Consider the following 22,717-nt stretch of genomic DNA (forward strand, 5'->3'; position numbering starts at 1 on the left):
CATGATCGGGCTGTCCTTCACCGGTCGCCGCGTCGTCTTCATCGGCGGCGGCGCCGTCGCCGGCCGGCGGGTGGGACGCTTCCTCGCCGAGGGCGCCCTCGTGACGGTCGTCGCCCCCGAGCTCGGCTCGACGATGCGTGCGCACCTCGACGCCGGGCGCGTGACCTGGATCGCTCGCGACGCCCGCGAGGCCGATGTCGTGGATGCCTGGTTCGTCCACGCTGCGACAGCCCGGGCATCCGTCGACGCAACCGTCGCAGCCTGGTGCGAGTCGGCTCGGGTGTTCTGCGTCAACGCGTCAGACGGCGCTCACGGGACCGCCCGGCTGACGGCCGAGACCCGCTCGGGTGACGTCATCGTCGCCGTGGCATCAGATGCCGGAGTCGACCCGCGCCGGTCCGCGCGGCTGCGCGACGCGATCGGTGCCGCGCTTCGCGACGGGATGCTGCCTCTCCGCCGACGGCGGAAGGCAGCCGGACGCGTCGACCTCGTCGGCGGTGGCCCCGGCCCTGCGGACCTCATGACGATCCGCGGCCGACGGCTGCTCGCCGAGGCGGACGTCGTGATCGCCGATCGCCTGGGGCCCACCGATGTCCTGAACGAACTCGACCCCGACGTCGAGGTGATCGACGTCGGCAAGGCACCCGGTCACCACCCTGTGCCGCAGGAGGAGATCAACGCCCTGCTCGTCGCGCACGCCCAGGCGGGCAAGCGCGTCGTGCGTCTGAAGGGCGGCGATCCGTTCGTCTTCGGACGCGGCGGCGAGGAGGTCGCCGCGTGCCTCGCCGCGGGTGTACCCGTCGAGGTCGTGCCGGGACTGACGAGCGTCGTGTCGGTCCCCCAGGCCGCCGGCATCCCGGTCACCCACCGCGGCACCGCCGCCGGCCTCCACGTCACGATCGGTCAGGGTCCGGTCACCGCGGCCACTCGGGCCGCCCTCGCGGACGACACGATCACAACCGTCGTCCTCATGGGCGTCGCCGCCCTCCCGAAACTCGTCGCCGCCGCCCTCGCGGCCGGAGCTCCGTCGCAGCGTCCCGTGGCCATCGTCGAGCGAGGGCATACACCGACGCAGCGGACGACCCGCACGACCCTCGCTTGCGCGGTGACGGATGCCGCGGCCGCCGGTGTCAGCAACCCCGCCGTCATCGTGGTGGGAGACGTCGCCGCAGCGGGGTTGCTGCTGCCCGCAGCGACAACGGCAGCCGCCCCCGCGAGAGGAGGCGATCCCTTCCGGTGACCACCGCCCGCCCCGCCCTCTCCGCCGCACTCGGCGGCTGCACGATCGTCATCGCCGTCGATCGTCGGTCCGCCGAGCTCGCGTCTGCGCTGGAGCGGCACGGCGCGACCGTGCGACACGCCCCGGCTCTGACGATCGTGTCGCACATCGACGACGAGGCGCTGATCACGGCCACGCGGGAACTCATCGCCGACCCGCCGGACATCGTGGTGGCGACGACGGGAGTCGGGTTCCGAGGCTGGATGGAAGCCGCCGACGAGGCGGGTCTGCAGGGCGCACTTCACGAATCGCTCGAAGGCGCTCAGATCGTCGCTCGCGGGCCCAAGGCGCGCGGCGCAATCCAGCAGGCGGGCCTCACCGCCGACTGGGTCGCCGAATCCGAGACGTCGGAGGAGCTCGGCGCCTTCCTCCTCGCCGAAGGCGTCGCCGGGCGCCGCGTCGCCGTGCAGCACCACGGCTCGGGATCGGACGGGCTCGACGAGCTGTTCGCCGCCGCCGGTGCCGACGTCGTCAGCCTGACTGTCTACCGATGGGGTCCGCCGCCGGACGCCGCCGCCGTCGCGCGCTCGGTGGCCCAGACGGCGCAGGGCGACGTGGACGCGGTCTTGTTCACGTCCGCCCCCGGTGCCGCCGAATGGCTCGCGACCGCACGTCGACAGGGCGCGGTCGACGACATCGTCCGCCGCTCGGTCGAGGGGAGTCTCCTGCTCGCCGCCGTCGGCCCGATCACCGCGGGACCGCTCGTCGGCGCGGGGGCAACACCCCTCATCGCCGAGCGCGGTCGCCTCGGCTCGCTCGTCCGCGCCGTCGTCACCCATTTCGGTGGCGGCGGTGCCCCCGCGCTCGAGACCACGGCCGGTCGCCTCGAGCTGCGCAGCGGCGCAGCCGTGTTGGACGGCGCGCTTTTGCCCCTGTCTCGGACGTCCGCCGCGATCCTCGCCACCCTGTTCGCGGCGGGCGGGGGTGTCGTCGGCCGCGCCGAGCTCGCCGCGGTCCTCCCCCGCTCCGGAGCATCCGCCGGCGACAGTGCCCACGCCGTCGACGTGGCGATCGCGCGCACGCGCGAAGCCCTCGGCATCCCAACCCTCATCCGTACCGTCGTGAAGCGCGGCTACCGCCTCGACGTGACCTCTCCGGAAGGATCCGCGTGACTCCCGTCCTCATCGCCTGCTCGCACGGCACCAGCTCGCTCGCCGGCCGCGCGGCCATCTCGGCCGTCGTCGAGAGGGTGCGATTGCTCGTTCCGAACGTCGCCGTTGAGGAGGCATTCGTCGACGTGCAGCAGCCCGAGATCGACGACGTCGTGCGCTCGACCGCGCCGCGCCCGACGGTGGTCGTGCCGCTCCTGCTGTCCACCGGGTTCCACACCAAGGTCGACATCGCCCGAGCCGTGAAGGATGCCGGTCCCCGCGCGACCGCGACCGTCGCCCTCGGCCCGCATCCCCTCCTGGCCGACCTGCTGGCGGCGCGACTGCACGACGCCGGACTCGAACCGGGTGATGCGGTCGTGCTCGCCGCCGCCGGATCGAGCGACCCGGCGGCATCCGTCGACGTCGCCGCGATGTCCAAGCTGTTGCAGGAGCGCGTCGCCGCGCCGGTCTCCGTCGGGTTCGCCGCGGGCGCGGGAGTCCGCATCGGCGAAGCGGTGTCGGCCGCGCGGGACCGCGGGGCACGGCGGGTCGTTGCTGCCAGCTACGTCCTCGCGCCAGGGTTCTTCGCCGATGTCATCGGCCGGGCCGGTGCCGATCTCGTGACTGATCCGCTCGCTCCCGACGACGCCGTCGCCGCGGTCGTCGTCGAGCGCTATCTGGATGCGGTCGCGAGCGTCGCCCGCGCGGCCTGAGTCCGCTCAGCCGACCGGCTCGGCGACCTCGTCGGCTCGGCGCCCCGCGGTGCGGACGGCTCCGATCGACGCCGCGATGACGAGGGCGATGCCGGCGAGCTCGACGACGGTGAGGTGCTGCCCGAGCAGCACGAAGCCGGCCAGCGCGGCCGTCGCCGGGGCGAGTGCCATGAGGATCGCGAAGGCGCCCGCCGGCAGGCGCCGGAGCGCGATGAGTTCGAGGGCGTATGGGATGGTGGAGGACAGCAGCGCGACAGCTGCGCCGAGCGCGACGAGGTCGATCCGCAACAGCGCGCTCCCCGCGTCCACGATTCCGAACGGCAGAGAGATGACGGCGCCGACGGCCATCGCGAACGCCAGTCCGTCGAGCTTCGGGAAGGCCGCGCCGACCTTCGCCGACGCGAGGATGTAGAACGCCCAGCTGACCGCTGCCCCGAGCGCGAAAAGCACTCCGAGCAGATCGAGCCGATCGAAGCCACCACCGCCCAGCGCGACGACGCCCACGAGGGCGAGACCCGCCCAGAGCCACGCCGACGCTCGCTTGCTGGCGATGATCCAGAGGGCGAGCGGCCCGAGCACCTCGATCGTCACCGTCACTCCGAGCGGGAGTCTCTCGAGGGCGAGGTAGAAGAACCCGTTCATGACGGCGAGTGCGGTACCCAGCTGCACGACGCCGACCCACGCTGCTCGGCTGCGACCTCGCCAGGACGGCCGGGCGATGAGCCCCAGGATGAGAGCGGAGAACACCAGCCGCAGCATCACCATGCCGAGTGGGCCGACCTCGGGGAACAGGAAGACGGCGAGCGATGCTCCCACCTCTTGGCAGCAGAGACCGACGACGACGAAGCCGATGGCCGTCGTCGAGGTGCTGCGCGCGGTCACTCTCCGCAGATGGCGTAGCCGGCGAGCTCGTCGCCGAGGCTCTCAACCGTCCACGGCAGGCCGATCTCAGGCGCCGTGCGCCCGTCGGCGGCCGGCGCCTTCGAGGCCAGAGCGGCGAGCTGCCACGCCAGGAGTCGAGCGACGTTGGATGACGCTCGCGAATCGTTCAGGACGACGACCACGGACATCCCGGTCTCCCGGTCGGCGAACGCGGCGACCATGTAGCCGGGGAGCGAGCCGTACTGGCCGACCAGGCTGCCGCCCTGATACGCGCCGCCCTTGGCCGTGAACCACGTGGGCTGCTCCGCACTCACCGGACGTGCGTCCGCGAAGCGCGCGTCCGTGTCGTACGGGCGCGCGCCGACGGCGAGAGCCCGGACGTAGGTCGAGAGGTCCGACACGGTCGACACGGCGCCGGCGGCCGAGGAACCCACGCTGGAGGTGAGATCCGTCATGTCGAGGGGCGCCGCGCAGTCGGGATTCCCGTCCTCACCCGTGTCCAGGTAGGACCCCTTGAGACGGTCGCCCCCGCCCACGCCGAGGGGAACCGCGCTGGAGGTCATCCCGAGCGGGTCGAAGACGTACTCGTCGTACAGTTCGTCGAGGGGCTTCCCGGCGGCGCGTTCGAGCGCAGTGCCCAGGAGGACGTAACCGGTGTCCGACTCGCTGAAGCGCGCACCCGGCTCGAAGGCCGTCGGCTGTCCGAGTCCATAGGCGATGAGCTCGCGCGGGTTCCACACGCGCTCGGGCGTCGCCCGCACACGGGTGACGATCGCGTTGAGATAGCCGTGCAGCCCGCTGGTGCTGTCGCACAGCTCTCCGAGCGTGACGTTGCCCTGCGCCGGGTAGGAGTCGAGCCACTTGGTGACGCTGTCGTCGAGCTTCACCGTGCCCTTCTCTACGAGGGCGTACAACAGGTCGCAGGTCATGGGGCGCGTGACGTTGACCGCTTTGAAGGTCATCGAAGGGTCGACCTTGGGTCCACCCTTGCCCGACGTTCCGAGACCTGCGGTCCACTCGCCGGACCATGGCACGGAGACCGAGACGATCGCTCCGCTGGCGCCGATGGACGTCATGGCCGTCTCGGTGAGGGTCTGCATCTGCGTCGTCAGGTCCGCCGGGAGTGCCCCGTCGGCCTGGTCGACGCCGATATCGATCCGCTCGGGCTCGGGAGCGCACGCGCTCATACCGATCGCGATGCCGAGCGCCGTCACTGCAGCGACCACTCGCTTCGACACACGTCCTGCCACGCGCAGATCACCCCCGTCTTCCGTCCATTGATTACAGCACACCCGTCAGCGCCTCCCGTCGCAGACGGCGCCGGGTGACGGATGCCGCGACTCACACAGCGTTCTGCGCGGCGCGCACCCCGGCCATGAAGCGCCGGACGTCCCGGTCGACCAGGATGTCGGCGGGGCGGAGGGGGCGGGAGAGGTACAGCCCGTCGAGCGTCGTCAACCGCGACAGCGCGACGTATGTCTGCCCCGGTGCGAACGCACCGTTTCCGAGGTCGATGATCGCCCGGTCGTACGTCTTGCCCTGCGACTTGTGGATCGTGACCGCCCACGCCAGTCGCAGCGGGAACTGCGTGTACTCCGCGACGATCTCGCGGGTCAGCTTGCGGGTGGCCGGGTCGTACGCGTAGCGGAACTTCTCCCACACCGTCGGCTCGACGTCGTGCTCTTCGCCGTCGAGCTCGACCCGCACCGTGCCGCCCGCGATGCGCGTCACGGTCCCGATGGATCCGTTCACCCAGCGGGGGCCGTCACCGCCGAACCCGCCGATGTCGTTCCGGAGGAACATGACCTGCGCGCCGACTTTGAGCTGCAGCTCCTGGTCGGCGGGGTACGACGCGTCGCCGCGACCGAAGTCGCCGCTGATCTCCGCCCGCGCCGTCTGGGCAGGACCGGGCAGTGCGTCGAGGTGGCGCTGATTGATGCGGGACACGATGTCGTTGCGGGTCGCGAGCGTGATGATGGGCACCTCGCCGACGGCCGGTTCGGGCGGCTTCCGTGCGCCGGCAGTGTTCAGCGCTTCGGCGATGTCGGCGGTCACGATCCCGTGCCGCACCGCGTTGAGCATCGTCTTGAACGAGTCGTCGGACTGCCGGTGGATGTTGCGGAGCTCGGCGATGTGCAGCGGAGCGCCGACCCGGCCGAGGTCGAGCAGTCCGTCCGAGCGGATGGCACCGGCATCCGCTCGGGGGCCCGACCAGACCTGCGCGTCGAAGAACCAGAACGAGCGGTAGTGGTCCTGGATGTAGCGCAGCTCGTCGCCGCGGGGCGGCACGGGCGAGAGCTGGTACGGATCGCCGAACATGACGACCTGGACGCCTCCGAACGCCTCGGCGCGCTTGCGTCGCGCCTGGCGGAGCGACCGGTCGATGGCATCCATCACGTCGGCGTTCACCATCGAGACCTCGTCGATGATGAGCGTGTCGATCGCATTCAGGATCTTGCGGGTCGCCTCGGTCTGCTCGATCTCGCTGTCGGCGATGAGCCCGATCGGCAGCTTGAAGAGCGAGTGGATCGTCTGACCCTCGACGTTCAGGGCGGCGACACCGGTCGGCGCGCACACGGCGATCTGCTTGTCGGTGTTCCACGAGAGGTGCTGCAGCAGCGTGGACTTGCCCGTTCCGGCGCGCCCCGTTACGAACACATGCTCACGAGTGTCCTCGATGAGACGGAAAAGCGCGTCCTGTTCAGGCGACAGGGGCGGCAGGCTCACCGGAACCATGCTAGCTACCAGCCGGACTTTCCTAGACTGGGCTCGTGGAACACGACGGGGGCGAGGTGGCGACGGATGCCGCGCGCCCGGACGCACCCGTCGCGCGTACCCGGACCGCGACGGTCTCCGCCCCGCGGCGTCGGCGCAAGCTGGCAGTTGATCTCACGGTGCTGGGCGTGATCGGCGTCCTCCTCGCCGGATCGATCGGCGCGACATCCGCCGTCCTCTACCGGCAGCTCTACAGCCCCACGGCGTTCGTCCTCGACTACCTGCACCTGCTCGCCGACGGCCGCGCGACCGACGCCCTGCTCGTCCCCGGCGTCTCGACGACGTCCAAGGCTCTCGCCGCCGCGGACCTCCCGGCCGACGCCAGCGGCGCGCTCCTGCGCAGCAGCACCCTCACGCCCCTCTCCGATATTGAGCCGGTGTCGGAGAAGACCGATGCCGACGGCACGACGACGGTCACCGTGACGTACCGCGTCGGCGGCCACGCCGGCGAGACGACGTTCGAGGTGGAGCGCGACGAGCAGGAGGGCGGGCCCCTGCCCCGCTGGCGCTTCGCCGAAAGCCCGCTCGCGGTCATCGAGCTGGCCGTACGCGGATCGATGAAGTTCGAGGTGAACGGCTTCGCCGTCGACAAGCGGCAGGTCTCGCCCGACGGCGACGACGCCGACCCGCTCGCACCCATCCCCATGCTCGCGTTCTCGCCCGGTCTCTACTCGATCACCGTCGACACCACGGCCACCCGCAGTCCCGGCGTCGCCGTCCTCTCGGACACCCCGCTCGCGGAGATCCCGGTCTCGTTCCAGGCGGAACCGACCGAGGCCTTCATCGGCGTCGTGCAGAAGGAGGTCGACTCCTTCCTCGCGCAGTGCGCGACGCAGAAGGTGCTGCAGCCGACGGGGTGTCCCTTCGGCTATTACGTCCGCAACCGCATCGTCAAACCGCCGACGTGGAAGATCGAAGAGAACCCGGTCGTGACGCTCGAGCCCGACGGCGCCGGCTGGGCGATCACCCGCACGCAGGCGGTCGCGAAGATCGACGTGCAGATCCGGTCGATCTTCGACGGATCGATCTACGACGTCAACGAACTCGTCCCGTTCTTCCTGACGGGCAAGATCACGATCCTCCCCGACGGGACGGCGTCGATCGCCGTCTCAGCCGCGGACTGACCGGACTCAGCGCGCGGCCTGGCGCCGGGCATCCCGTTCATCGCGAGCGGCGATCTCCGCGAGACGCGCGTTGTACGCCTGGAGTTCCGCATCGCCGCTGCGGTCGGCCTGGCGGTCGCTGCTGCGCTGGCTCCGCTCGTCGGAGCGGCTCCACTGCACGGCGACGACGATCGCGAGGATGAGCGTCGGGATCTCGCCGATCGACCACGCGATGCCGCCACCCGTGTACTGGTCTGCGAGCGGGTCGAGTCCCCAGGTGCGGCCCATCGAGCCGAACCACTCCGCGACGAACAGTCCCGACGACATCATGATCGCGATGCCGAAGAAGGCGTGCATCGCCATGACGCCGATGAGAAGGAGAAGACGCCCGGCGTGCGGCAGGCGGAACGGGACCGGGTCGATGCCCACGAGGGACAGGACGAACAGGTACCCGACGGTGAGGAAGTGGACCACCATCCACTCGTGCCCGAGGTGCTCGTACAGCGTCCACCGGAACAGGTCGGTGTAGTAGAACGCCCACAGCGACACGATGAAGAGCGCCCCTGCGACGAGCGGGTGGGTGATGATCTTCGCGTAGGGGCTGTGCACGGCCCACAGGATCCACTCCCGGCCGCCGCGAGTGCCGTCGTCGCGCTTGCGGATCGCGCGCGAGGCCAGCGTCACCGGAGCGCCGAAGACGAGGCACATCGGGATCGCCATCGACAGCAGCATGTGACCCACCATGTGCATGCTGAACAGGTAGTCCTGGTAGGCGTTCACGGGCCCGCAGGTCACGTAGAACAGCAGCGCGAGACCGGTGATCCAGAGGATCGTCCGGCCCACGGGCCAGGTGTCGCCGCGGCGCACGAGGCGGCGGACTCCGGCCAGGTAGAAGAACAGGCCGAACCCGACGGCGAACGCCCAGATGAGGTCGATATCCCACGCGGTGACGAACCGGCCGAGCGTGAGCTCGGGCGGGAGGGGCGACCCCGTCAGCACCTCCGCCGGAGTCTGGTCCGGCGGGAGAGTGGTGTCGACGGGAGGCGGCGTGAGCGAGAGCGCGACAGCCGCGCCCGAGGCGATGCCCATGAACACGATCTCGACGACGACGAGGGTCCAGAACCGGGCGGCTACGGCCGTCTCCCGGATGCCGGAGATCAACCGGCGACGGTAGAAGGCGCCCAGCACCCCCATCGCCAGGAGGGCGACGACCTTCACCATCAAGAGCGCACCGTACGCCGAGAAGAGGTTCTGGAAGGACAGGATGCCGGCGGCCGCCCGAGCGACGCCCGACACGGTCACGACGACGAACGCGGCGAGCGCGATGCTCGAATAGCGCTGCAGGACGTCGGCGATCTTCTCCCGCGTCATCAGCGGACGCAGCAGGATCATCATGAGCAGTCCGCCCAGCCACGCTGCGGCCGCGATGATGTGGAGCGCGAGGGAGGTCACGGCGATGTTGTGGTTGGCCTCGCTGCCGGTGTGGCCGGCGGTCGCCATCGGCACCATGGCCGCGATCGCGAGGAGCGTCACGAACAGGGTGGCCAGCCATCCGCGGACGGCGAACGCGAGGACGGTGAGCACCGCGCCCGCGACGGTCGTCATGAGCCAGGCGCGCCCCGGATCCGTGTCTACGAGGAAGCGGCCGAGCTGTTCACCGAACGCCGCGTCGGCGCTCGGCTGGGCGCCCAGCACCTTGAGAAACGTGAGATACGCGGTCGTGCCCGCCGCGACCGTGAGGATCGCCGCGCCGGCAGAGGCGGCATCCAGCGCCAGGTCGAACTCCTTCGACCCCGATACGAGGGCGAACAAGGCGAGGACCAGCGATCCGACGAGCAACGCCGCCGACAGGTTCACGGTGAGCTCGGCCACGGGGAGAAGCCACCGGACGACGGGACCGGGATCGCCGATCACGAGGGGTCGGGCGCCTCCGCCATAGGCCAATCCCAGGAGCACGGCGATCAGACCGGCGCCCGCGAGGATCGCCGGCCCGGCGAAGCGGAGAGCGCGCGGATTCACTCCCTCAGCCTACGCGCGGGCAGGTGGGGGAACGCCGAAGGGGGATGCCTCGCGGCATCCCCCTTCGTACGACTGCAGCGTCTTACTTGACGGCAGCCTTCAGCTTCGAGCCGGCGCTGACCTTGACGCGCTTGCCGGCGGGGATGTTGATCTCGGCACCCGTCTGCGGGTTGCGGCCGGTGCGAGCGGAGGTCTCAACCTGCTCGAACGCGATCCAGCCCGGGATCGAGACCTTCTCGCCCTTGGCGACAGCCTCGGACACGGACGCGAACAGGCCGTCGACGACGCGCGAGACGGTGGCCTGGCTCTCGCCGGTGGCGCTGGCGATGCTGGCGACGAGTTCGGTCTTGGTGATGGCCATGGTGCTCCTCCAGACGGCGGATCGCCGTCTTCAGTTACTCGGACCGACGGGATGACCGCCGGCTGGTCGTTGCGACCGGTCCCGAATATACCCACGAACCGCGGAATTCCGCGGATTTTCGGTCATCTCCGCCGTAATCGACCGGCGTGTCGCGTGTCTGATGGGACTTTTGGGGCTGGTGGGGCGGTTTCCGCCGATTCTGGCCGGATTCGGCGGAGGGGGTTGCGCAGGCGGCCCGTTCTCCGGATGGAATGCAGAATCGGGCCGGATTCGACCGACTGGGCGCCGTTTCGTCCGGAGAACGGCACGCTCACATGCGGGCGAACGCGTCGGCCGCAGCGGCGGCGAGGGCGACGGATGCCGGACCGCCGTGCCCCTCGTCCTCGAGGATGTGCAGCTCGCTCCCCGGCCAGGCTCGGTGCAGGCGCCACGGGGTGACGGCAGGGCCGCTGACGTCGAGCCGGCCGTGGATGAGGACGCCCGGGATGCCGACGAGCCGGTCCATCCGCTCGAGGATGGGCACGTCGAGGAAGCAGTCCTGTGACCAGTAGTGCGTGACGAGGGTGGCGAAGTTCGCCCGCATCCGCTCGTCGTCGTGAAGGGGACCGGGACCTGCCCAGGGCGAGAGCGCGATGTGCGCGGACTCCCAGGCGTCCCACGCGTCGGCGGCCCGCATGCGGACGGCCGGGTCGGGGTCGCGCAGCATCCGCGCGTAGGCCTCGACCACCCGCTCCCCCGGTGGGACCAGCGCGGCGAGCTCCGCCCACGCCTCGGGGAAGATGCGGCCGACGCCCTCGGTGATCCAGTCGATCTCGTCGCGGGCGCCGGAGGTGACGGCGAGGAGGATGACCTCGGTCACCCGCTCGGGGTGCGCCTGCGCGTACGCGAGGGCGAGGGTCGATCCCCACGAGACGCCGTAGACGAGCCAGCGGTCGATGCCGAGGTGCTCACGGAGCGCCTCGACGTCGGCGATGAGCGCGTCGGTCGTGTTGGTGTCGAGGTGCTCGAGGTCGTCGATCGCCCAGGGGGTGCTGGCGCCGCATCCGCGCTGGTCGAACCCGACGATGCGGTAGCGCTCGGGGTCGAACACGCGCCGGTACCCGCCTTTGCCGAGCCCGCCGCCGGGCCCGCCGTGGAGGTACAGGGCGCCGCGGCCCGAGGGCGACCCCGAGGTCTCCCAGTGCAGGCGGGCACCGTCGGGGCGGTCCAGCATGCCGGACGCGTGGGGCTGGATCGGGGGATGCACGCGGGGCACGCTACCAGTCGGGTGCGGCGCGGCATCCGTGTGCCGGATTCGGAGATTGCTCGCGGATTCGGATGCGAAAGCGCTTCACGGTCCGAATCCGGTGCACATCTCCGAATCCGCGAGGGGGGGGATGGCGACGGCCCGCGGGTCAGAGCCGGCGCAGGGCCGCGACGACGTCGTCCTCCCAGCGGCGGGCGGCGGGGAGCGCGCCGACGTAGAGCGGGGTGTCGTGCGTCACGCCGAGGTAGCGCGTCGCGCTCGCGTCGACCCCCGCGGCGCGCAGTGTGGCCGCGTACGTCGCGCCGTCGCGGCGGAGCGGGTCGTACTCGGCCGTCAGGACCACCGCCGGCGGCAAGCCCGCGTGCGACGCGGCGCGCATGGGCGACGCGTACTGCTCGCGCGCGCGACTCCGGTCGCCGAGGTACGTGCGGGCGACGGAGCGCAGCTCGCGCAGCGCGACGAGGGCCGGGATGCCGAGGGCGTACGTCGCGCGCAAGTCGATCCAGCGCCCGGTCAGGTCGGTGACGGGAACCTCGAGGATCTGCAGTGTCGCCTGGCGCGTACCCCGGTCGCGATTGAGGAGGGTGAGGGATGCCGCGAGGCACCCGCCCGCCGACGCACCGTTCAGGCCGATCCGAGCCGGATCGATGCCGAGCTCGGCCGCGTGCGCGTGGAGCCACACCCACGCGGCGTGCGCCTGCTCGATCTGCGTCGGGTACCGATGCTCGGGCGCGAGCGAGTACCCGACGGCGACCAGCACGACGCCCGAGCGGTCGGCGCGACGGCGGCACGAGGCATCCGCCGTCGGGTAGTCGATGCCGCCGATGCGGAACGCTCCGCCGCCGATCACGAGGCACGCGGGCGCCGGCGTCGGCGCGGTGGCGGGACGGTAGATGCGGATGCGGACGTCCGGGTAGCCGTCGACCGGGACCGTGTGCTCGGTGGTCTCCATGTCGGGACCGGGGAGTCCGGCGGTCCGGAGCTCCATGCGGTCCCAGTTGAGTGCCGCGCGACGGTGTCGCTCGCGCGGGGTGAGCGGCTTCTTGGCGGGCTTTCCGGGAACGGCGGATGCCGCGGGCGCGGCCTGAGCCGGCCGGAACCGTGCGGTGAGGTCGGTCCACGCCTTCTTCGCGAGGTAGCGGCGGTGGGTGCGCAAGCGGTCACGGAAGTACGGATCCAGCGGCACGGGTCTCCCTCCGACCGTCCGAGGATATCCCCGGGTGCCGTGGAGGGGCGCGGGTTGTGCGGCGGGACGTTTCGGCGAGTCGAGCTGCGAGAAGATGGCGCATGCGCTCCCTCTCCCCCGACGACCTCGTGCAGACCTATCTCCGCGCCTTGAGCTACGCGGATGCCGAGCTGGCCGCCAGCCTTTTCACGCCTGACGGGGTCGTGGATTCTCCGCTCTACGGCATGCAAGCCGCGAGAGACTTCTATCCCGCTCTCTTCGCCGACACTGCCTCATCGGTGCTCACTCTTCGCAAGACTCTCGTCAGCGCCGATGCCGCAACGGTCGCCTTCTGGTTCGATTTCGACTGGGTCCTCGCGAACGGCACACCCGCGCCGTTCACCGTGGTCGACGTCGCGGAGATCGGCGAGGACGGACTGATCACGCGCCTGCACATCGTGTACGACACGCACCCGATCCGGGAGTCCTGGGTCGCGCAGAATGAAGGATGACGCTGCGGAGAGAAGATCGTCCCTGGCGGCGGCCTGCCGACTCGACCGGTCCTCAGCTGGCTAGGCGCGTCTCCACTCCGGCAGCGGGTACTCGCTGTGGGGAGGCGGCGTCGCCAGCACCGCGACGAGGGCTCCCACCACGAGGACCGAGCTGAGGCCGAGGACGATCCACACGGCGACCCGCCGGGCGCGTGTCGGTCCTTCGCCACCCAGACCGGCATACCCGGCGAGGAACGTCAGAGACAGCCAGGCGACCAGCGCGAAGACACCCATCCCGATACCGATCGCCCGCTCCGCGTCATCCGCGTCGGAGTAATCGATCACGGTGAGACCCGGGCCCGCCAGGCTGAGCCCGGAAAGTCCGAGCATGAGAGTGGTAACGGCGACGGAAAAAGCTACTTTCGGCTGATCCAGACGTTGTCGGAGATCATGTCCCGAACCTCCCCGCCCCGGTGGTTGATCTCGGCCGCGACACTGGCGCTGTCGCTTATCCGGACGGACACGTAGTCACGCTCGCAGTCTGTGCTCTGCCACACGGCATCGAGAACGAGCGAGAGACACAGCGTGGCACCGTCGTCAGATCCGCGTGCGAAGTAGACGTCGTACTCATCCGCCATTCCGACGTAGCGAAGCGTCGCCACGTCGACCTTGCCGGCGGATCCGTCGACGACAGAGTCTGGTCGATCCTCTGCAGTCTGCGCCCGCGCGAACTCGGCCGGCGAGCAACTTGCCAACAGCAAAACGGTCGCGACCAGGGTCGGCACCACGAAGCGGCGTGAGCTCATACGCCGGAATGTACACGGCAGCCAGCTCTCGCAGCACCCCGCGGCATCCGTCGCATCCCCGCGGAGAACGACGAAGCCCCCGTCCGAGGACGGGGGCTTCGTGTGTGAAACAGGTGCTTACCAGCTCGACTTGGTCACGCCGGGCAGCTCGCCACGGTGTGCCATCTCGCGGAAGCGGACACGCGAGATGCCGAACTTCGACAGGTGGCCGCGGGGGCGTCCGTCGATGGCGTCGCGGTTGCGCAGGCGAACCGGCGACGCGTTGCGGGGAAGCTTCTGCAGGCCGACACGAGCGGCCTCGCGGGCCTCGTCGGTCGCGTTCGGGTCCACGAGGGTCTTCTTCAGCTCGGCACGCTTCTCGGCGTAACGGGCGACGATGACCTCGCGCTGGTTGTTGCGCGCGATCTTGCTCTTCTTCGCCATGCGATCAGCGCTCCTCTCGGAATTCGACGTGCTTGCGGATCACCGGGTCGTACTTCTTGAGCACGATGCGGTCGGGGTTGTTGCGGCGGTTCTTGCGCGTCACGTAGGTGTACCCCGTGCCGGCGGTCGAGCGCAGCTTGATGATCGGACGTACGTCCTGAGCCTTCTTCGCCATTAGAGCTTCACACCCTTCGCGAGGAGGTCCTTCACGACCGACTCGATGCCGCGGGCGTCGATGACCTTGATGCCCTTAGCCGAGACGTTCAGCGTGATCTTGCGACCAAGCGAAGGAACGAAATAGGTCTTCTTCTGCACGTTCGGGTCGAAGCGGCGCTTCGTCCGGCGGTGCGAGTGCGAGATGTTGTGACCGAAGCCGGGAACAGCTCCAGTCACCTGGCACACTGCTGCCATAGTGATTCTCCTTAGTACCGTGACACCGGACGGTGCCACCCAAGATCCCTTGTCTGCACCCCGCATCCGGACACGGCTGTAGGCCGTCTTCTGGAGGTGGGATGCGAACTGCGTGCTGGAGTGCGCGCAGACGAAGAGTCAGTCTAGCACGGCCGGGCGTGTCGGCTTGACTCAGCCGGATGCGGCGGCCATGGCCTCGTCGTATGTCTGCTCCGGGTCGTCCATGAGTCGCGCGGTCACGGCGGCGTGGGCGCGGGTGTAGGGACCGCCCGTCGCGAGAGCCCACTCGACCTGCGGTCGGCCGGGCTCGCCGATCGTCGCGAAGGCCTCGCTCAGGCTCCGCCGGGTGTCGTCCTCGCCGCGGGCGAACTGCGTCGCCAGGGTCGTTGCGAGAGCGGATGCCTCGTCTGCCGGCACGTGCCGGGCTGCGGTGCGCCACGCGACGCGTGCGACGGAGTCGTCGGCATCCGTCAGCAGTTCGGTCGTGATCGCCGGCCAGACGCGCGGACCGCCGATCTTCGACATCGTGTGGAGCGCCTGCGCGCGGATCTGCGCCCCGCGGGAGCGCAGTTCGCCGATGAGCTGGTCGAGAACCTCGTCGGCGTCGTGGCGGGTCAGCGCCCATGTGAGCATCTCGCGCACGAGGAACTGCGGCTCGATGCGGCACTGCGCCACGAGCACCGGCACGTACTCGGGCTGCGGGTAGGTGCCGGCCGTCATGGCGGCCTGCACGCGCGATGACGGATCGAGCGAAGTGAGCGCCGCCTCGAGGCGGTCTGCTGCGGACGTCTCGGTCATGGGTCACCTCGCGGGGTCGGGCGGGATGCGGCATCCCACACCTTCGGCAACGTCAGGGCCCGTGCGGGTGTTCCCGGCGGCCGGTTCGCGAGGAGATGCGGCGTCGCGAGGAGCGTTCGGTGTGAATCGCTCCTCGCGAGCCGACATCTCCTCGCGAAGCCGCACCTCGATTCAGCCGATCTACCTCAGCCGGCGGCGTCCTGCGCCCCGCGCCCCCAGCGGAACGCCGACACCGTCGGGTCGCCCGCGATCCAGAAGCGCCACGGGAAGGCATCCGTCCCGGCGACCCCCGCTACGCCGACGCGGGGCCCCGTCGCGATCTCGGCCAGCGGCTCCGCAGGCAGGGACAGCCGCGCACTCGCGCCGGCCCGCTCCTCCCCCGTGATCGCATCGATACCGTCGTGCACGGGATGCCGGAGCCCCACCGCCTCGCCGAGCCGACCCGGTCCGCGCGCCAGGTCCCGCGCGAGGCGCGCCGCTGGCCGGCGCGCGTGCGCGGCATCCGCGCCCTCGACGACCTCGCCGCCGCGCAGCAGGATTCCACCGGCCACACCCTCCGGACCGCAGACCACGTTGACGCACGAATGGATGCCGTGGCTCAGGTACACGTACAGGTGCCCGGGTTCTCCCCACATCGTCGCGTTGCGGGCGGTCGGCCCCATCCGCGCGTGCGAGCCGGGGTCAACGAGGGGGCCGGTGCCCTGCCCGTGATAGGCCTCGGCCTCGGTGATCCGGACGGCGACGACGCCGGTCGCCGTCGTCACCCGGAGGACTCCCCCCAGCAGCGTCGGCGCGACATCGGCGGGGAGACCGGCGAGCGCCTCACGCGTCGCGGGGGCGAGCGAGGTCACAGTGCGGGAGCCTTCCGGCACCACGCGACGTCGAACCCGTCGATGGTGGTCACCTTCGTGCCGTCGAGCGCGAAGATCCTCGTCTCGAGCTTCTGAGGCAACGGCAGCGTGTACCCGTCGTACGCGTTGTCGACGACGTCGGGCGCGACGACGAGGGCGGCGTACCGGCCGCTCGGCGACACGCAGGTCTGCAGCAAACCGTCCGCGGGGTCGACCTCGGCGACGACGCTGGTCTTGCCGGCGGCATCCACTCGCGTGACACTCGTCGCCAGCGGGGTCATGCCGTCGAAGGGAGTGAGGGCGCGGAGTGTCGACCCGTCCGACATCGCGAGGACGGACCCGGTCTGTCCGAGCTTCTCCGGAGTCGGCGGGAGGGCCTTCTCCTTCGCCGAGGCGAGGTCGACGACCGCCGGTCCGTTGATGCGTTCGATGTAGGCGGTCGTGCCCGAGATGTCGTCGATGCCCGCCGCGTTGCCGAGCTCGACGGGGGCGGCGCCCGCGGACGAGACGAGGCTCAGCGCGCCATCGAAGGTGAGCATGAGGATCGTGTCGGTCCCCGGCACGAACCGCCAGTCCTCGACGCGCGGGTCGGCACCGGTGACCGTGATCTCGGCCGGCTTCGCGGTCGGGTCGGCGGTCGACCCGGTGAACAGGAGACTCTCCCGTCCCCCGGATGCCGAGATGTCGGCATCCGTGAACGTGTAGCCGATCGTGTTTCCGCGCTCGGCGCTCTGCAGGTTCGTCACCACGCCCTTGCCGGGGAGGGTGAGCTCCTGCGGCTTCGAGCCGTCGGTGCGGGTGACGATCAGATGCGAAACGCCGTCCTCGAGCGTCGAGACGACGAGGTGCGCGGCGGTCGCACGGAAGTCCTCGATGTGCTCGTTCTCGAAGACGGGCTCGTTGTCGCCGTCGAGGCCGACGCGGTAGATCTTGTCGCCGCCGGAACTGCGCTGCAGGACGTAGGAGTGCAGCTTCGGCGTCGTGAACGACTCCTCGAGCGTCGAGGTGGGCCCGCCGCCGAGCCCGGCGAGCCGATCGATGCGGATCGAGTACCTCGTCTCGTCCCAGAGCGGGTCGGCAAAGCGGATGCCGACGCTTCGACCCGACGTATCGACGGTGAACTTCGCCGCCGGCGTCACGGTGACCTGGGCGGCATCCACCTTCTTCAGCGACTGCGTCGTCTCGAAGATGAGTCGAGAACCGGCGGAGCCGACCGCGGCCGTCACATCGGACTGCACCGACGTGACCCGCGGGCCCTGCAGGGTCGTGACGACGCCGCCGCCGAGCGCGACCACTCCCAGCACCGCGACGACAGCGAGCACCCGCACCGAGAAGCCGCGCGCCTTTCGCCGTTGGCGTTGTGCGCGCCGACCGTCAGAACTCATACGGATCCTTGGGCTGGTCGACGGGTTTCACGGATGCCGCTTTCACCTGCAACTGCCCGTCCACGTCGCGGATGGTGCCCGTCACCGTGACCCACTGGCCGTTGCTCGGAATGTCGTCGGCCGCGACCGGCAGGCTCGCCGGCTGCGCGTCGATCACGCAGTGCGTGATGATCAGGCGGGTCAGATCGAATCCGCCCTGACCGCGCGCGACGAAGCCGGTCAACGAGATCTCGGTGCCGTCGAACACTTCCGGGTCGGTCGCCGTGGCGAACACGCTCGCCCAGTCGCCGATCCCGAACGACGCGGTGTCTCCCGTGATGGCGAGCGCGACGGTGTCGGCGCCCTGGAACAGCGGCGCAGCCCCGGTGTTGCGCGAGGCAGCCAGCTCGGCCGACAGGGTCGCGGGCGGCACGGCGAGCATCGTCCCCGCGACGCCGAGGGCGAGCACCCCGCCCGCGATCGTCGCGGCGGTGCCGACGAGCTGGCGCGCCGTGCGCGGGTCGGGGTGATGCGCGTGGTCGTGCTCGGCGGGCGCCGGCGCGTCGCCGTGATCGTGCCCGTGGTCTTCCGCCGCGCCCAGGGGCAGCAGGACGCTCAGGACCGAGCCGATGAGCGCGAGCACCGCCATCGACACCGCGAACCACGACGACTCGGGGTTGATGTAGAGGCTCAGCCGGTCGGTGAGCGCGAGGGCGATGGTCAGGGCGGCGATGGATGCCACGGCGCCGACGCCCAGCATCCGGAACCACACGTTGTCACGCAAGGAGGTTCACCACCCCTCCGATGGCGGCCGCCGCGAGGACGACTGCGGCCACGAGGACGCCGAGCACCCGGCCGCGGAAGGTGGTGCGGAGGAGTGCCAGCATCTTCACGTCGACGAGGGGCCCGACGAGGAGGAAGGCGACGATCGCGCCGGGCGTGAAGGTCGACGCGAACGACAGCGCGAAGAAGGAGTCGACGTTCGAGCAGATCGACACGATCATGGCGAGCATGATCATGGCCGCGATCGACAGCGCCGGGTTCGAGCCGATCGACAGCAGCACGTCGCGCGGCACGATCACCTGGACGGCGCCGGCGACGGCCGAGCCGATGATGAGGGCGGGCATGACGGCCCGCAGCTCGACGACGAACTGGGCGAGGCTCCGCCGCCCGCGGTCTCCGGTCACTCCCTGCTCGGCGAGGCACGCGTCGCGGAAGCGGTCGGTGATCAGAGCGTCGGGGTCGGGATGCCGGCTGTACAGCCATCCGATGACGTTCGCGATGAGGTACCCGCCCAGCAGGCGGGCGACGAGGATGCCGTCGTCGAAGCCGAACGCCTGGTGGGTGGTGATGATGACGATCGGGTTGACGATGGGCGCCGCGACGAGGAAGGTCAGCGTCTCGGCGACCGAGAAGCCGCGCATCATCAGCCCGCGGGCGAACGGGACGTTGCCGCACTCGCACACCGGGATGAGCATGCCGAGCAGCGACAGGACGGCGCGGCGACCCCAGGGGTTCCGCGGCATCCAGCGTTCGATGACGCCCGGCGGAACCCACACCTGCACGACGATCGACAAGATGACGCCGAGCATGACGAACGGCAGCGACTCGATGAGGACGCTGAGCGCGAGGGTCAGCCCGTCCTGAGCGCGGGTGGGAAGCTCCGGCGACGGGCTCCAGAGCGCAACCCCGACGAGCGCGAGGACGGCGATGAATCCGAGGCCCAGCGCGAGAGCACCTCGGCCGGCCGACCCCCGCACGGGGCCGGACGACGAGCGAGGTGCCGCGGGGCGGACCTCAGTCCGCACGAGCCCCGGGCGCCGCGGGTTCGCGCCCCGCAGCGTGCGTCGCGAGTGCCGCGCACTCCGCGCAGGTGCCGAAGATGTCGACCACGTGCTCGGCGTCGGTGAATCCGTTCGCCGCTGCGGTGCGCTTCGCCCAGGTCTCGACCTCGTCGGCCTGGATCTCGACGGCCTTGCCGCACACGCGGCAGATCAGGTGGTGGTGGTGGCCGGTGCTGGCGCACGCGCGGTAGATCGCTTCGCCCTCGGGCGACTGCAGCTGGTCGGCCTCTCCGCTCGCGGCGAGGGTGGCGAGGGCGCGGTAGACGGTCGCGAGACCGATGCCGGTGTTCTCATCGCGGAGCGCGGCGTGCAGATCCTGTGCGCTCACGAATCCCGGGGCGTCGGACAGTGCGGAGCGCACGCGCTCGCGCTGCCAGGTGTTGCGCTGGGCCATGGCCGGATTCTACGCGCGCACGCTAGCGACCGGCTGGGTGCGGCGGGAGGCATCCGTCCGCTGCACCCGACCCCGACGGTCGCCGACGATGCGGCAGACGAGGTAGATGACGAACGAGATCGTCGTGATGTACGGGCTGACGGGGAGGGTGCCCGCGACGGCGAGCAGGATGCCGCCGACCGCCGAGACGAACCCGAACGTCGCCGCCAGCAACGGCACCGCGACAGGACCGTTCGCGATGCGCACGGCTGCGGCGGCAGGCGTCACCAGCAGTGCGAGGACGAGGAGCGCGCCGATGATGTGCACCGCGACGGCGACCGCGAGCCCGAGCAGCAGCATGAAGGCGAGCGAGATCAGCCCGGTGGGCACGCCGCGGGCGGCGGCGGACTGCGGGTCGAGGGAGTCGAACCTCAGGGGCCGCCAGATCATCAGCAGCGCGACCAGCACGATCGCCGAGATCACGACAAGCCAGGTGAGCTGGTCGGATTGCACCGAGACGATCTGGCCGGTCAGCAGGCTGAACCGGTTGGCGCTCCGCCCGTTGTAGAGCGCGAGGAAGAGGATGCCGAGGCCCAGGCCGAACGGCATGAGGACGCCGATGATCGAGTTGCGGTCCCGCGCGCGCGCACCGAGCCATCCGATGAGGGCGGCGGCGATCATCGAGCCGACGATCGAGCCGGTGACGACGTCGGCGCCGACGAGGAGGGCAGCGGCCGCTCCCGCGAACGAGAGCTCGCTGATGCCGTGGACGGCGAACGCCATGTCGCGCTGCAGCACGAAGACGCCGATGAGCCCGCCGACGAGACCGAGGATGGCGCCGGCCCAGACCGAGTTCTGCACGAGCGCGAGGATCTGCCCGTACACCGGCACCCCGCCGAACATGGCATCGGCGATGTCGTCCCAGTTCATGCGTGGTCCTCGTGGTGATGGTGGGATGCCTCGGCATCGGGGGCGCCGACGACGACCAGGCGGTCTCCCGCCTCGAGCACGAAGACCGGTGCGCCGTACAGGTCGGTCAGCACCTCGGACGTGAGCACGTCCTTCGGCTTGCCGAGGGTGAAGCGGCCGTTCACGATGTAGAGGATCCGGTCGACCTTGTCGAGGAGCGGGTTGATGTCGTGGGTGACGAGGAGCACTGCGGCGTCGCTCCGGCGGTGCCGGTCGATGAGCCCGACGACGGCCTGCTGGTTGGCGAGGTCGAGGCTCGTGAGCGGTTCGTCGCACAGCAGCAGGCGGGGGTCGTCGGCGAGCGCCTGCCCGACGCGCAGGCGCTGCTGCTCTCCGCCCGACAGGATGCCGACGGGTCGGTCCGCGAACTCGGTGGCACCGATCGCCGCGATCAGCTCGTTCACGCGTTCCCGGTCCTTGCGGCGCGGGATGGGCGGACCGAAGCGGTGACCGTTGACGCCGAGGGCGACCAGGTCGCGCCCGCGGAGCGCCGTGTCGCGCGGGAGCGGCCGGGTCTGCGGCAGGTAGCCGATGCCCCGGTTGCCGGCGCGGTGGACACGCTTGCCGTCGACCTCGATCGTTCCCTCGCTGAGGTCCTCGAGCCCGAGGATCGCGCGGAGGAGGGTCGTCTTGCCCGAGCCGCTGGGCCCGAGGACCGCGATCAGCTCGCCCGGTTCGACGGTGAGGTCGAGTCCGCTCCAGAGCTCGCGCCCACCGCGACGGAGCGCGGCACCCCGGATCTCGAGCGGAGGTGTTGCGGGCCGGGTCACCGGGTCAGCGTACCCGCCAGCTCGTCGATGTTCTGCTGCATCCACTCGACGTAGGTGAGCCCATCGGGAACCAGCTCGGTGAACTTGAGCACCGGGATGTCGTTGACCTTCGCGAGCTTCTCGACCTCGGTCGTCTCAGCCCCACCGGTCTGCGCGTTGACGATGACGGTGCGGACGTCACCGGACTCGAGGATCTTGGTCGCTTCGAGGAGCGTGGCCGGCGGGACATCCTGGCCCTCCTCGACGGCTTCGCTGAACGCCTCGGGGGTCGCGTTCTCGAGGCCCGCGGCAGCGGCCAGGTAGAGGGGCACGGGCTCGGTCACGAAGACCTTCTCGCCGGCGTACTTCGCCTTGAGGCCGTCGAGCGAGGTCTCGAGACCGGAGATGCCCTTGATGAGGGAGTCGGCGTTCTTCGTGAAGGTCTCGGCCTTGGCGGCATCCAGCGTGCCCAATTCCTTGGCGATCCCGGTGATGAAGTCCTCCATCGTGTGCGGGTCGTACCAGACGTGCTCGTTGAAGCCCTCGATGTGGCCGTGACCGTGGTCGTCGGCGTGGTCCGGGTCGGCCTCTTCGTAGGCGTGCGAGTACTCGACGGCAGTGAGGACCGGCGCCTTCGCGCCGCTGGCCTCGACCAGGGAGTCGAGGAAGCTGTCGTACCCGGCGCCGTTCTCGAGGATCAGGTCGGCGTCGGAGATGGTCAGCTGGTCACGAGCGGATGCCTCGTACGAGTGCGGGTCCTGCGAGAGCGAGTGGACGATCGAGGTGACCTCGACGTCCTTGCCGCCGATCGCCTCGGCGATCGAACCGTAGACGTTGGTCGACGCGACGACCTTCAGCGGCGTCGCGTCACCGGAGGAAGCCGCAGGGCTGGTCGCCGTGGCGCAGCCGGCGAGGACGAGGACGGATCCGGCCGCGAGGGCGAGGAGAGCGGGCACACGAGAGGTCATGCGCTGAGTGTACGTCCTGTTGATAACGGTTCTCAA

Annotated in this window: 26 protein-coding genes; 5 read left to right on the forward strand and 21 right to left on the reverse strand. The window is 70.4% G+C overall.

Features of this window, described 5'->3' with window-relative positions:
- Nucleotide 1: 1 nt before the first annotated feature.
- Genes cobA through ABQ271_RS14185 form a run of 3 tightly spaced genes read left to right on the forward strand, consistent with a single transcriptional unit; the run spans nt 2 to nt 3,083 of the window.
- Nucleotides 2-1,240, forward strand: coding sequence for a uroporphyrinogen-III C-methyltransferase (cobA, locus tag ABQ271_RS14175; RefSeq protein WP_349310912.1), 1,239 nt, complete (start codon nt 2-4; stop codon nt 1,238-1,240).
- Complete coding sequence (locus ABQ271_RS14180; RefSeq protein WP_349309376.1) at nt 1,237-2,391, forward strand: uroporphyrinogen-III synthase; 1,155 nt, start codon at nt 1,237-1,239, stop codon at nt 2,389-2,391. The genes cobA and ABQ271_RS14180 overlap by 4 nt, the downstream gene beginning before the upstream one ends.
- Nucleotides 2,388-3,083: a CbiX/SirB N-terminal domain-containing protein gene (locus ABQ271_RS14185; RefSeq protein ID WP_349309377.1), complete on the forward strand. Its 696-nt coding sequence runs from the start codon at nt 2,388-2,390 to the stop codon at nt 3,081-3,083. Before ABQ271_RS14180 ends, ABQ271_RS14185 begins: the two co-directional genes overlap by 4 nt.
- 6 nt (nt 3,084-3,089) lie before the next feature.
- On the opposite strand, the gene ABQ271_RS14190 is transcribed toward ABQ271_RS14185, so the two are convergent.
- The 3 genes from ABQ271_RS14190 to ABQ271_RS14200 form a co-directional block, all read right to left on the reverse strand.
- A complete protein-coding gene (locus ABQ271_RS14190; protein ID WP_349309378.1) occupies nt 3,090-3,965 on the reverse strand; it encodes an EamA family transporter in 876 nt (291 codons plus the stop codon).
- Nucleotides 3,962-5,215, reverse strand: coding sequence for a serine hydrolase domain-containing protein (locus ABQ271_RS14195; RefSeq protein WP_349309379.1), 1,254 nt, complete (start codon nt 5,213-5,215; stop codon nt 3,962-3,964). The genes ABQ271_RS14190 and ABQ271_RS14195 overlap by 4 nt, the downstream gene beginning before the upstream one ends.
- A gap of 91 nt (nt 5,216-5,306) precedes the next feature.
- Nucleotides 5,307-6,701 carry an AAA family ATPase gene (locus tag ABQ271_RS14200; RefSeq protein WP_349309380.1) on the reverse strand — a complete coding sequence of 465 codons (1,395 nt, stop codon included), beginning with the start codon at nt 6,699-6,701 and terminating at the stop codon, nt 5,307-5,309.
- A gap of 35 nt (nt 6,702-6,736) precedes the next feature.
- Here ABQ271_RS14200 and ABQ271_RS14205 point away from each other — a divergent pair, with 35 nt between their 5' ends.
- Nucleotides 6,737-7,864: a hypothetical protein gene (locus tag ABQ271_RS14205; RefSeq protein WP_349309381.1), complete on the forward strand. Its 1,128-nt coding sequence runs from the start codon at nt 6,737-6,739 to the stop codon at nt 7,862-7,864.
- 6 nt (nt 7,865-7,870) lie between these two features.
- Here ABQ271_RS14205 and ABQ271_RS14210 read toward each other — a convergent pair whose 3' ends face one another.
- From ABQ271_RS14210 to ABQ271_RS14225, 4 genes are all read right to left on the reverse strand, one after another.
- Entirely contained in the window at nt 7,871-9,862 is a 1,992-nt protein-coding gene (locus ABQ271_RS14210) for a cytochrome c oxidase assembly protein (RefSeq protein ID WP_349309382.1), read from the reverse strand.
- An 82-nt stretch (nt 9,863-9,944) separates the two neighbouring features.
- Nucleotides 9,945-10,223: an HU family DNA-binding protein gene (locus ABQ271_RS14215; RefSeq protein WP_018187642.1), complete on the reverse strand. Its 279-nt coding sequence runs from the start codon at nt 10,221-10,223 to the stop codon at nt 9,945-9,947.
- A 310-nt stretch (nt 10,224-10,533) separates the two neighbouring features.
- The gene (gene pip, locus ABQ271_RS14220; RefSeq protein WP_349309383.1) at nt 10,534-11,469 is read right to left on the reverse strand and encodes a prolyl aminopeptidase; all 936 of its coding nucleotides are present in this window, start codon (nt 11,467-11,469) and stop codon (nt 10,534-10,536) included.
- A gap of 148 nt (nt 11,470-11,617) precedes the next feature.
- Nucleotides 11,618-12,655, reverse strand: coding sequence for an alpha/beta hydrolase (locus ABQ271_RS14225; RefSeq protein WP_349309384.1), 1,038 nt, complete (start codon nt 12,653-12,655; stop codon nt 11,618-11,620).
- A gap of 101 nt (nt 12,656-12,756) precedes the next feature.
- Here ABQ271_RS14225 and ABQ271_RS14230 point away from each other — a divergent pair, with 101 nt between their 5' ends.
- Nucleotides 12,757-13,146 (forward strand): nuclear transport factor 2 family protein, encoded by a 390-nt coding sequence (locus ABQ271_RS14230; protein WP_349309385.1) that lies wholly within the window; start codon nt 12,757-12,759, stop codon nt 13,144-13,146.
- A gap of 60 nt (nt 13,147-13,206) precedes the next feature.
- Here the strand turns inward: ABQ271_RS14230 and ABQ271_RS14235 are convergent, their stop codons facing one another.
- From ABQ271_RS14235 to ABQ271_RS14300, 14 genes are all read right to left on the reverse strand, one after another.
- Nucleotides 13,207-13,515 (reverse strand): hypothetical protein, encoded by a 309-nt coding sequence (locus tag ABQ271_RS14235; RefSeq protein ID WP_349309386.1) that lies wholly within the window; start codon nt 13,513-13,515, stop codon nt 13,207-13,209.
- Between the two features lie 26 nt (nt 13,516-13,541).
- Nucleotides 13,542-13,931: a hypothetical protein gene (locus ABQ271_RS14240; RefSeq protein ID WP_349309387.1), complete on the reverse strand. Its 390-nt coding sequence runs from the start codon at nt 13,929-13,931 to the stop codon at nt 13,542-13,544.
- Nucleotides 13,932-14,048: 117 nt separating this feature from the next.
- The gene (gene rpsN / locus ABQ271_RS14245) at nt 14,049-14,354 is read right to left on the reverse strand and encodes a 30S ribosomal protein S14 (RefSeq protein ID WP_018187657.1); all 306 of its coding nucleotides are present in this window, start codon (nt 14,352-14,354) and stop codon (nt 14,049-14,051) included.
- Nucleotides 14,355-14,358: 4 nt separating this feature from the next.
- The gene (gene rpmG, locus ABQ271_RS14250; protein ID WP_005051772.1) at nt 14,359-14,529 is read right to left on the reverse strand and encodes a 50S ribosomal protein L33; all 171 of its coding nucleotides are present in this window, start codon (nt 14,527-14,529) and stop codon (nt 14,359-14,361) included.
- Nucleotides 14,529-14,765 (reverse strand): 50S ribosomal protein L28, encoded by a 237-nt coding sequence (gene rpmB, locus ABQ271_RS14255; protein WP_018187658.1) that lies wholly within the window; start codon nt 14,763-14,765, stop codon nt 14,529-14,531. The genes rpmG and rpmB overlap by 1 nt, the downstream gene beginning before the upstream one ends.
- Nucleotides 14,766-14,936: 171 nt before the next feature.
- Nucleotides 14,937-15,563 carry a HEAT repeat domain-containing protein gene (locus ABQ271_RS14260; protein ID WP_349309388.1) on the reverse strand — a complete coding sequence of 209 codons (627 nt, stop codon included), beginning with the start codon at nt 15,561-15,563 and terminating at the stop codon, nt 14,937-14,939.
- A gap of 185 nt (nt 15,564-15,748) precedes the next feature.
- Nucleotides 15,749-16,414: a DNA-3-methyladenine glycosylase gene (locus ABQ271_RS14265; RefSeq protein WP_349309389.1), complete on the reverse strand. Its 666-nt coding sequence runs from the start codon at nt 16,412-16,414 to the stop codon at nt 15,749-15,751.
- Nucleotides 16,411-17,799 carry a hypothetical protein gene (locus tag ABQ271_RS14270; RefSeq protein ID WP_349309390.1) on the reverse strand — a complete coding sequence of 463 codons (1,389 nt, stop codon included), beginning with the start codon at nt 17,797-17,799 and terminating at the stop codon, nt 16,411-16,413. Before ABQ271_RS14270 ends, ABQ271_RS14265 begins: the two co-directional genes overlap by 4 nt.
- Entirely contained in the window at nt 17,789-18,550 is a 762-nt protein-coding gene (locus ABQ271_RS14275) for a TIGR03943 family putative permease subunit (protein WP_349310913.1), read from the reverse strand. The genes ABQ271_RS14270 and ABQ271_RS14275 overlap by 11 nt, the downstream gene beginning before the upstream one ends.
- 4 nt (nt 18,551-18,554) lie before the next feature.
- Entirely contained in the window at nt 18,555-19,538 is a 984-nt protein-coding gene (locus ABQ271_RS14280) for a permease (protein WP_349309391.1), read from the reverse strand.
- Between the two features lie 37 nt (nt 19,539-19,575).
- Entirely contained in the window at nt 19,576-20,016 is a 441-nt protein-coding gene (locus ABQ271_RS14285; RefSeq protein WP_060916212.1) for a Fur family transcriptional regulator, read from the reverse strand.
- 9 nt (nt 20,017-20,025) lie between these two features.
- Complete coding sequence (locus ABQ271_RS14290) at nt 20,026-20,925, reverse strand: metal ABC transporter permease (protein ID WP_060916213.1); 900 nt, start codon at nt 20,923-20,925, stop codon at nt 20,026-20,028.
- Nucleotides 20,922-21,734 carry a metal ABC transporter ATP-binding protein gene (locus ABQ271_RS14295; RefSeq protein ID WP_060916214.1) on the reverse strand — a complete coding sequence of 271 codons (813 nt, stop codon included), beginning with the start codon at nt 21,732-21,734 and terminating at the stop codon, nt 20,922-20,924. The genes ABQ271_RS14290 and ABQ271_RS14295 overlap by 4 nt, the downstream gene beginning before the upstream one ends.
- A complete protein-coding gene (locus ABQ271_RS14300; protein ID WP_349309392.1) occupies nt 21,731-22,681 on the reverse strand; it encodes a metal ABC transporter solute-binding protein, Zn/Mn family in 951 nt (316 codons plus the stop codon). Before ABQ271_RS14300 ends, ABQ271_RS14295 begins: the two co-directional genes overlap by 4 nt.
- Nucleotides 22,682-22,717: the final 36 nt, after the last annotated feature.

The sequence above is a fragment of the Microbacterium sp. MM2322 genome (assembly GCF_964186585.1).
In the GTDB taxonomy this organism is placed as follows: domain Bacteria; phylum Actinomycetota; class Actinomycetes; order Actinomycetales; family Microbacteriaceae; genus Microbacterium.

Coding starts and splice junctions, on each gene's coding strand:
- ABQ271_RS14290 (WP_060916213.1), bottom strand. CDS start 20,925: ATGAACTGGGACGACATCGCCGATGCCATGTTCGGCGGGGTGCCGGTG.
- rpmB (WP_018187658.1), bottom strand. CDS start 14,765: ATGGCAGCAGTGTGCCAGGTGACTGGAGCTGTTCCCGGCTTCGGTCAC.
- ABQ271_RS14285 (WP_060916212.1), bottom strand. CDS start 20,016: ATGGCCCAGCGCAACACCTGGCAGCGCGAGCGCGTGCGCTCCGCACTG.
- rpmG (WP_005051772.1), bottom strand. CDS start 14,529: ATGGCGAAGAAGGCTCAGGACGTACGTCCGATCATCAAGCTGCGCTCG.
- ABQ271_RS14300 (WP_349309392.1), bottom strand. CDS start 22,681: ATGACCTCTCGTGTGCCCGCTCTCCTCGCCCTCGCGGCCGGATCCGTC.
- ABQ271_RS14200 (WP_349309380.1), bottom strand. CDS start 6,701: ATGGTTCCGGTGAGCCTGCCGCCCCTGTCGCCTGAACAGGACGCGCTT.
- ABQ271_RS14215 (WP_018187642.1), bottom strand. CDS start 10,223: ATGGCCATCACCAAGACCGAACTCGTCGCCAGCATCGCCAGCGCCACC.
- cobA (WP_349310912.1), top strand. CDS start 2: ATGATCGGGCTGTCCTTCACCGGTCGCCGCGTCGTCTTCATCGGCGGC.
- ABQ271_RS14235 (WP_349309386.1), bottom strand. CDS start 13,515: ATGCTCGGACTTTCCGGGCTCAGCCTGGCGGGCCCGGGTCTCACCGTG.
- ABQ271_RS14270 (WP_349309390.1), bottom strand. CDS start 17,799: ATGAGTTCTGACGGTCGGCGCGCACAACGCCAACGGCGAAAGGCGCGC.
- ABQ271_RS14260 (WP_349309388.1), bottom strand. CDS start 15,563: ATGACCGAGACGTCCGCAGCAGACCGCCTCGAGGCGGCGCTCACTTCG.
- ABQ271_RS14240 (WP_349309387.1), bottom strand. CDS start 13,931: ATGAGCTCACGCCGCTTCGTGGTGCCGACCCTGGTCGCGACCGTTTTG.
- ABQ271_RS14230 (WP_349309385.1), top strand. CDS start 12,757: ATGCGCTCCCTCTCCCCCGACGACCTCGTGCAGACCTATCTCCGCGCC.
- rpsN (WP_018187657.1), bottom strand. CDS start 14,354: ATGGCGAAGAAGAGCAAGATCGCGCGCAACAACCAGCGCGAGGTCATC.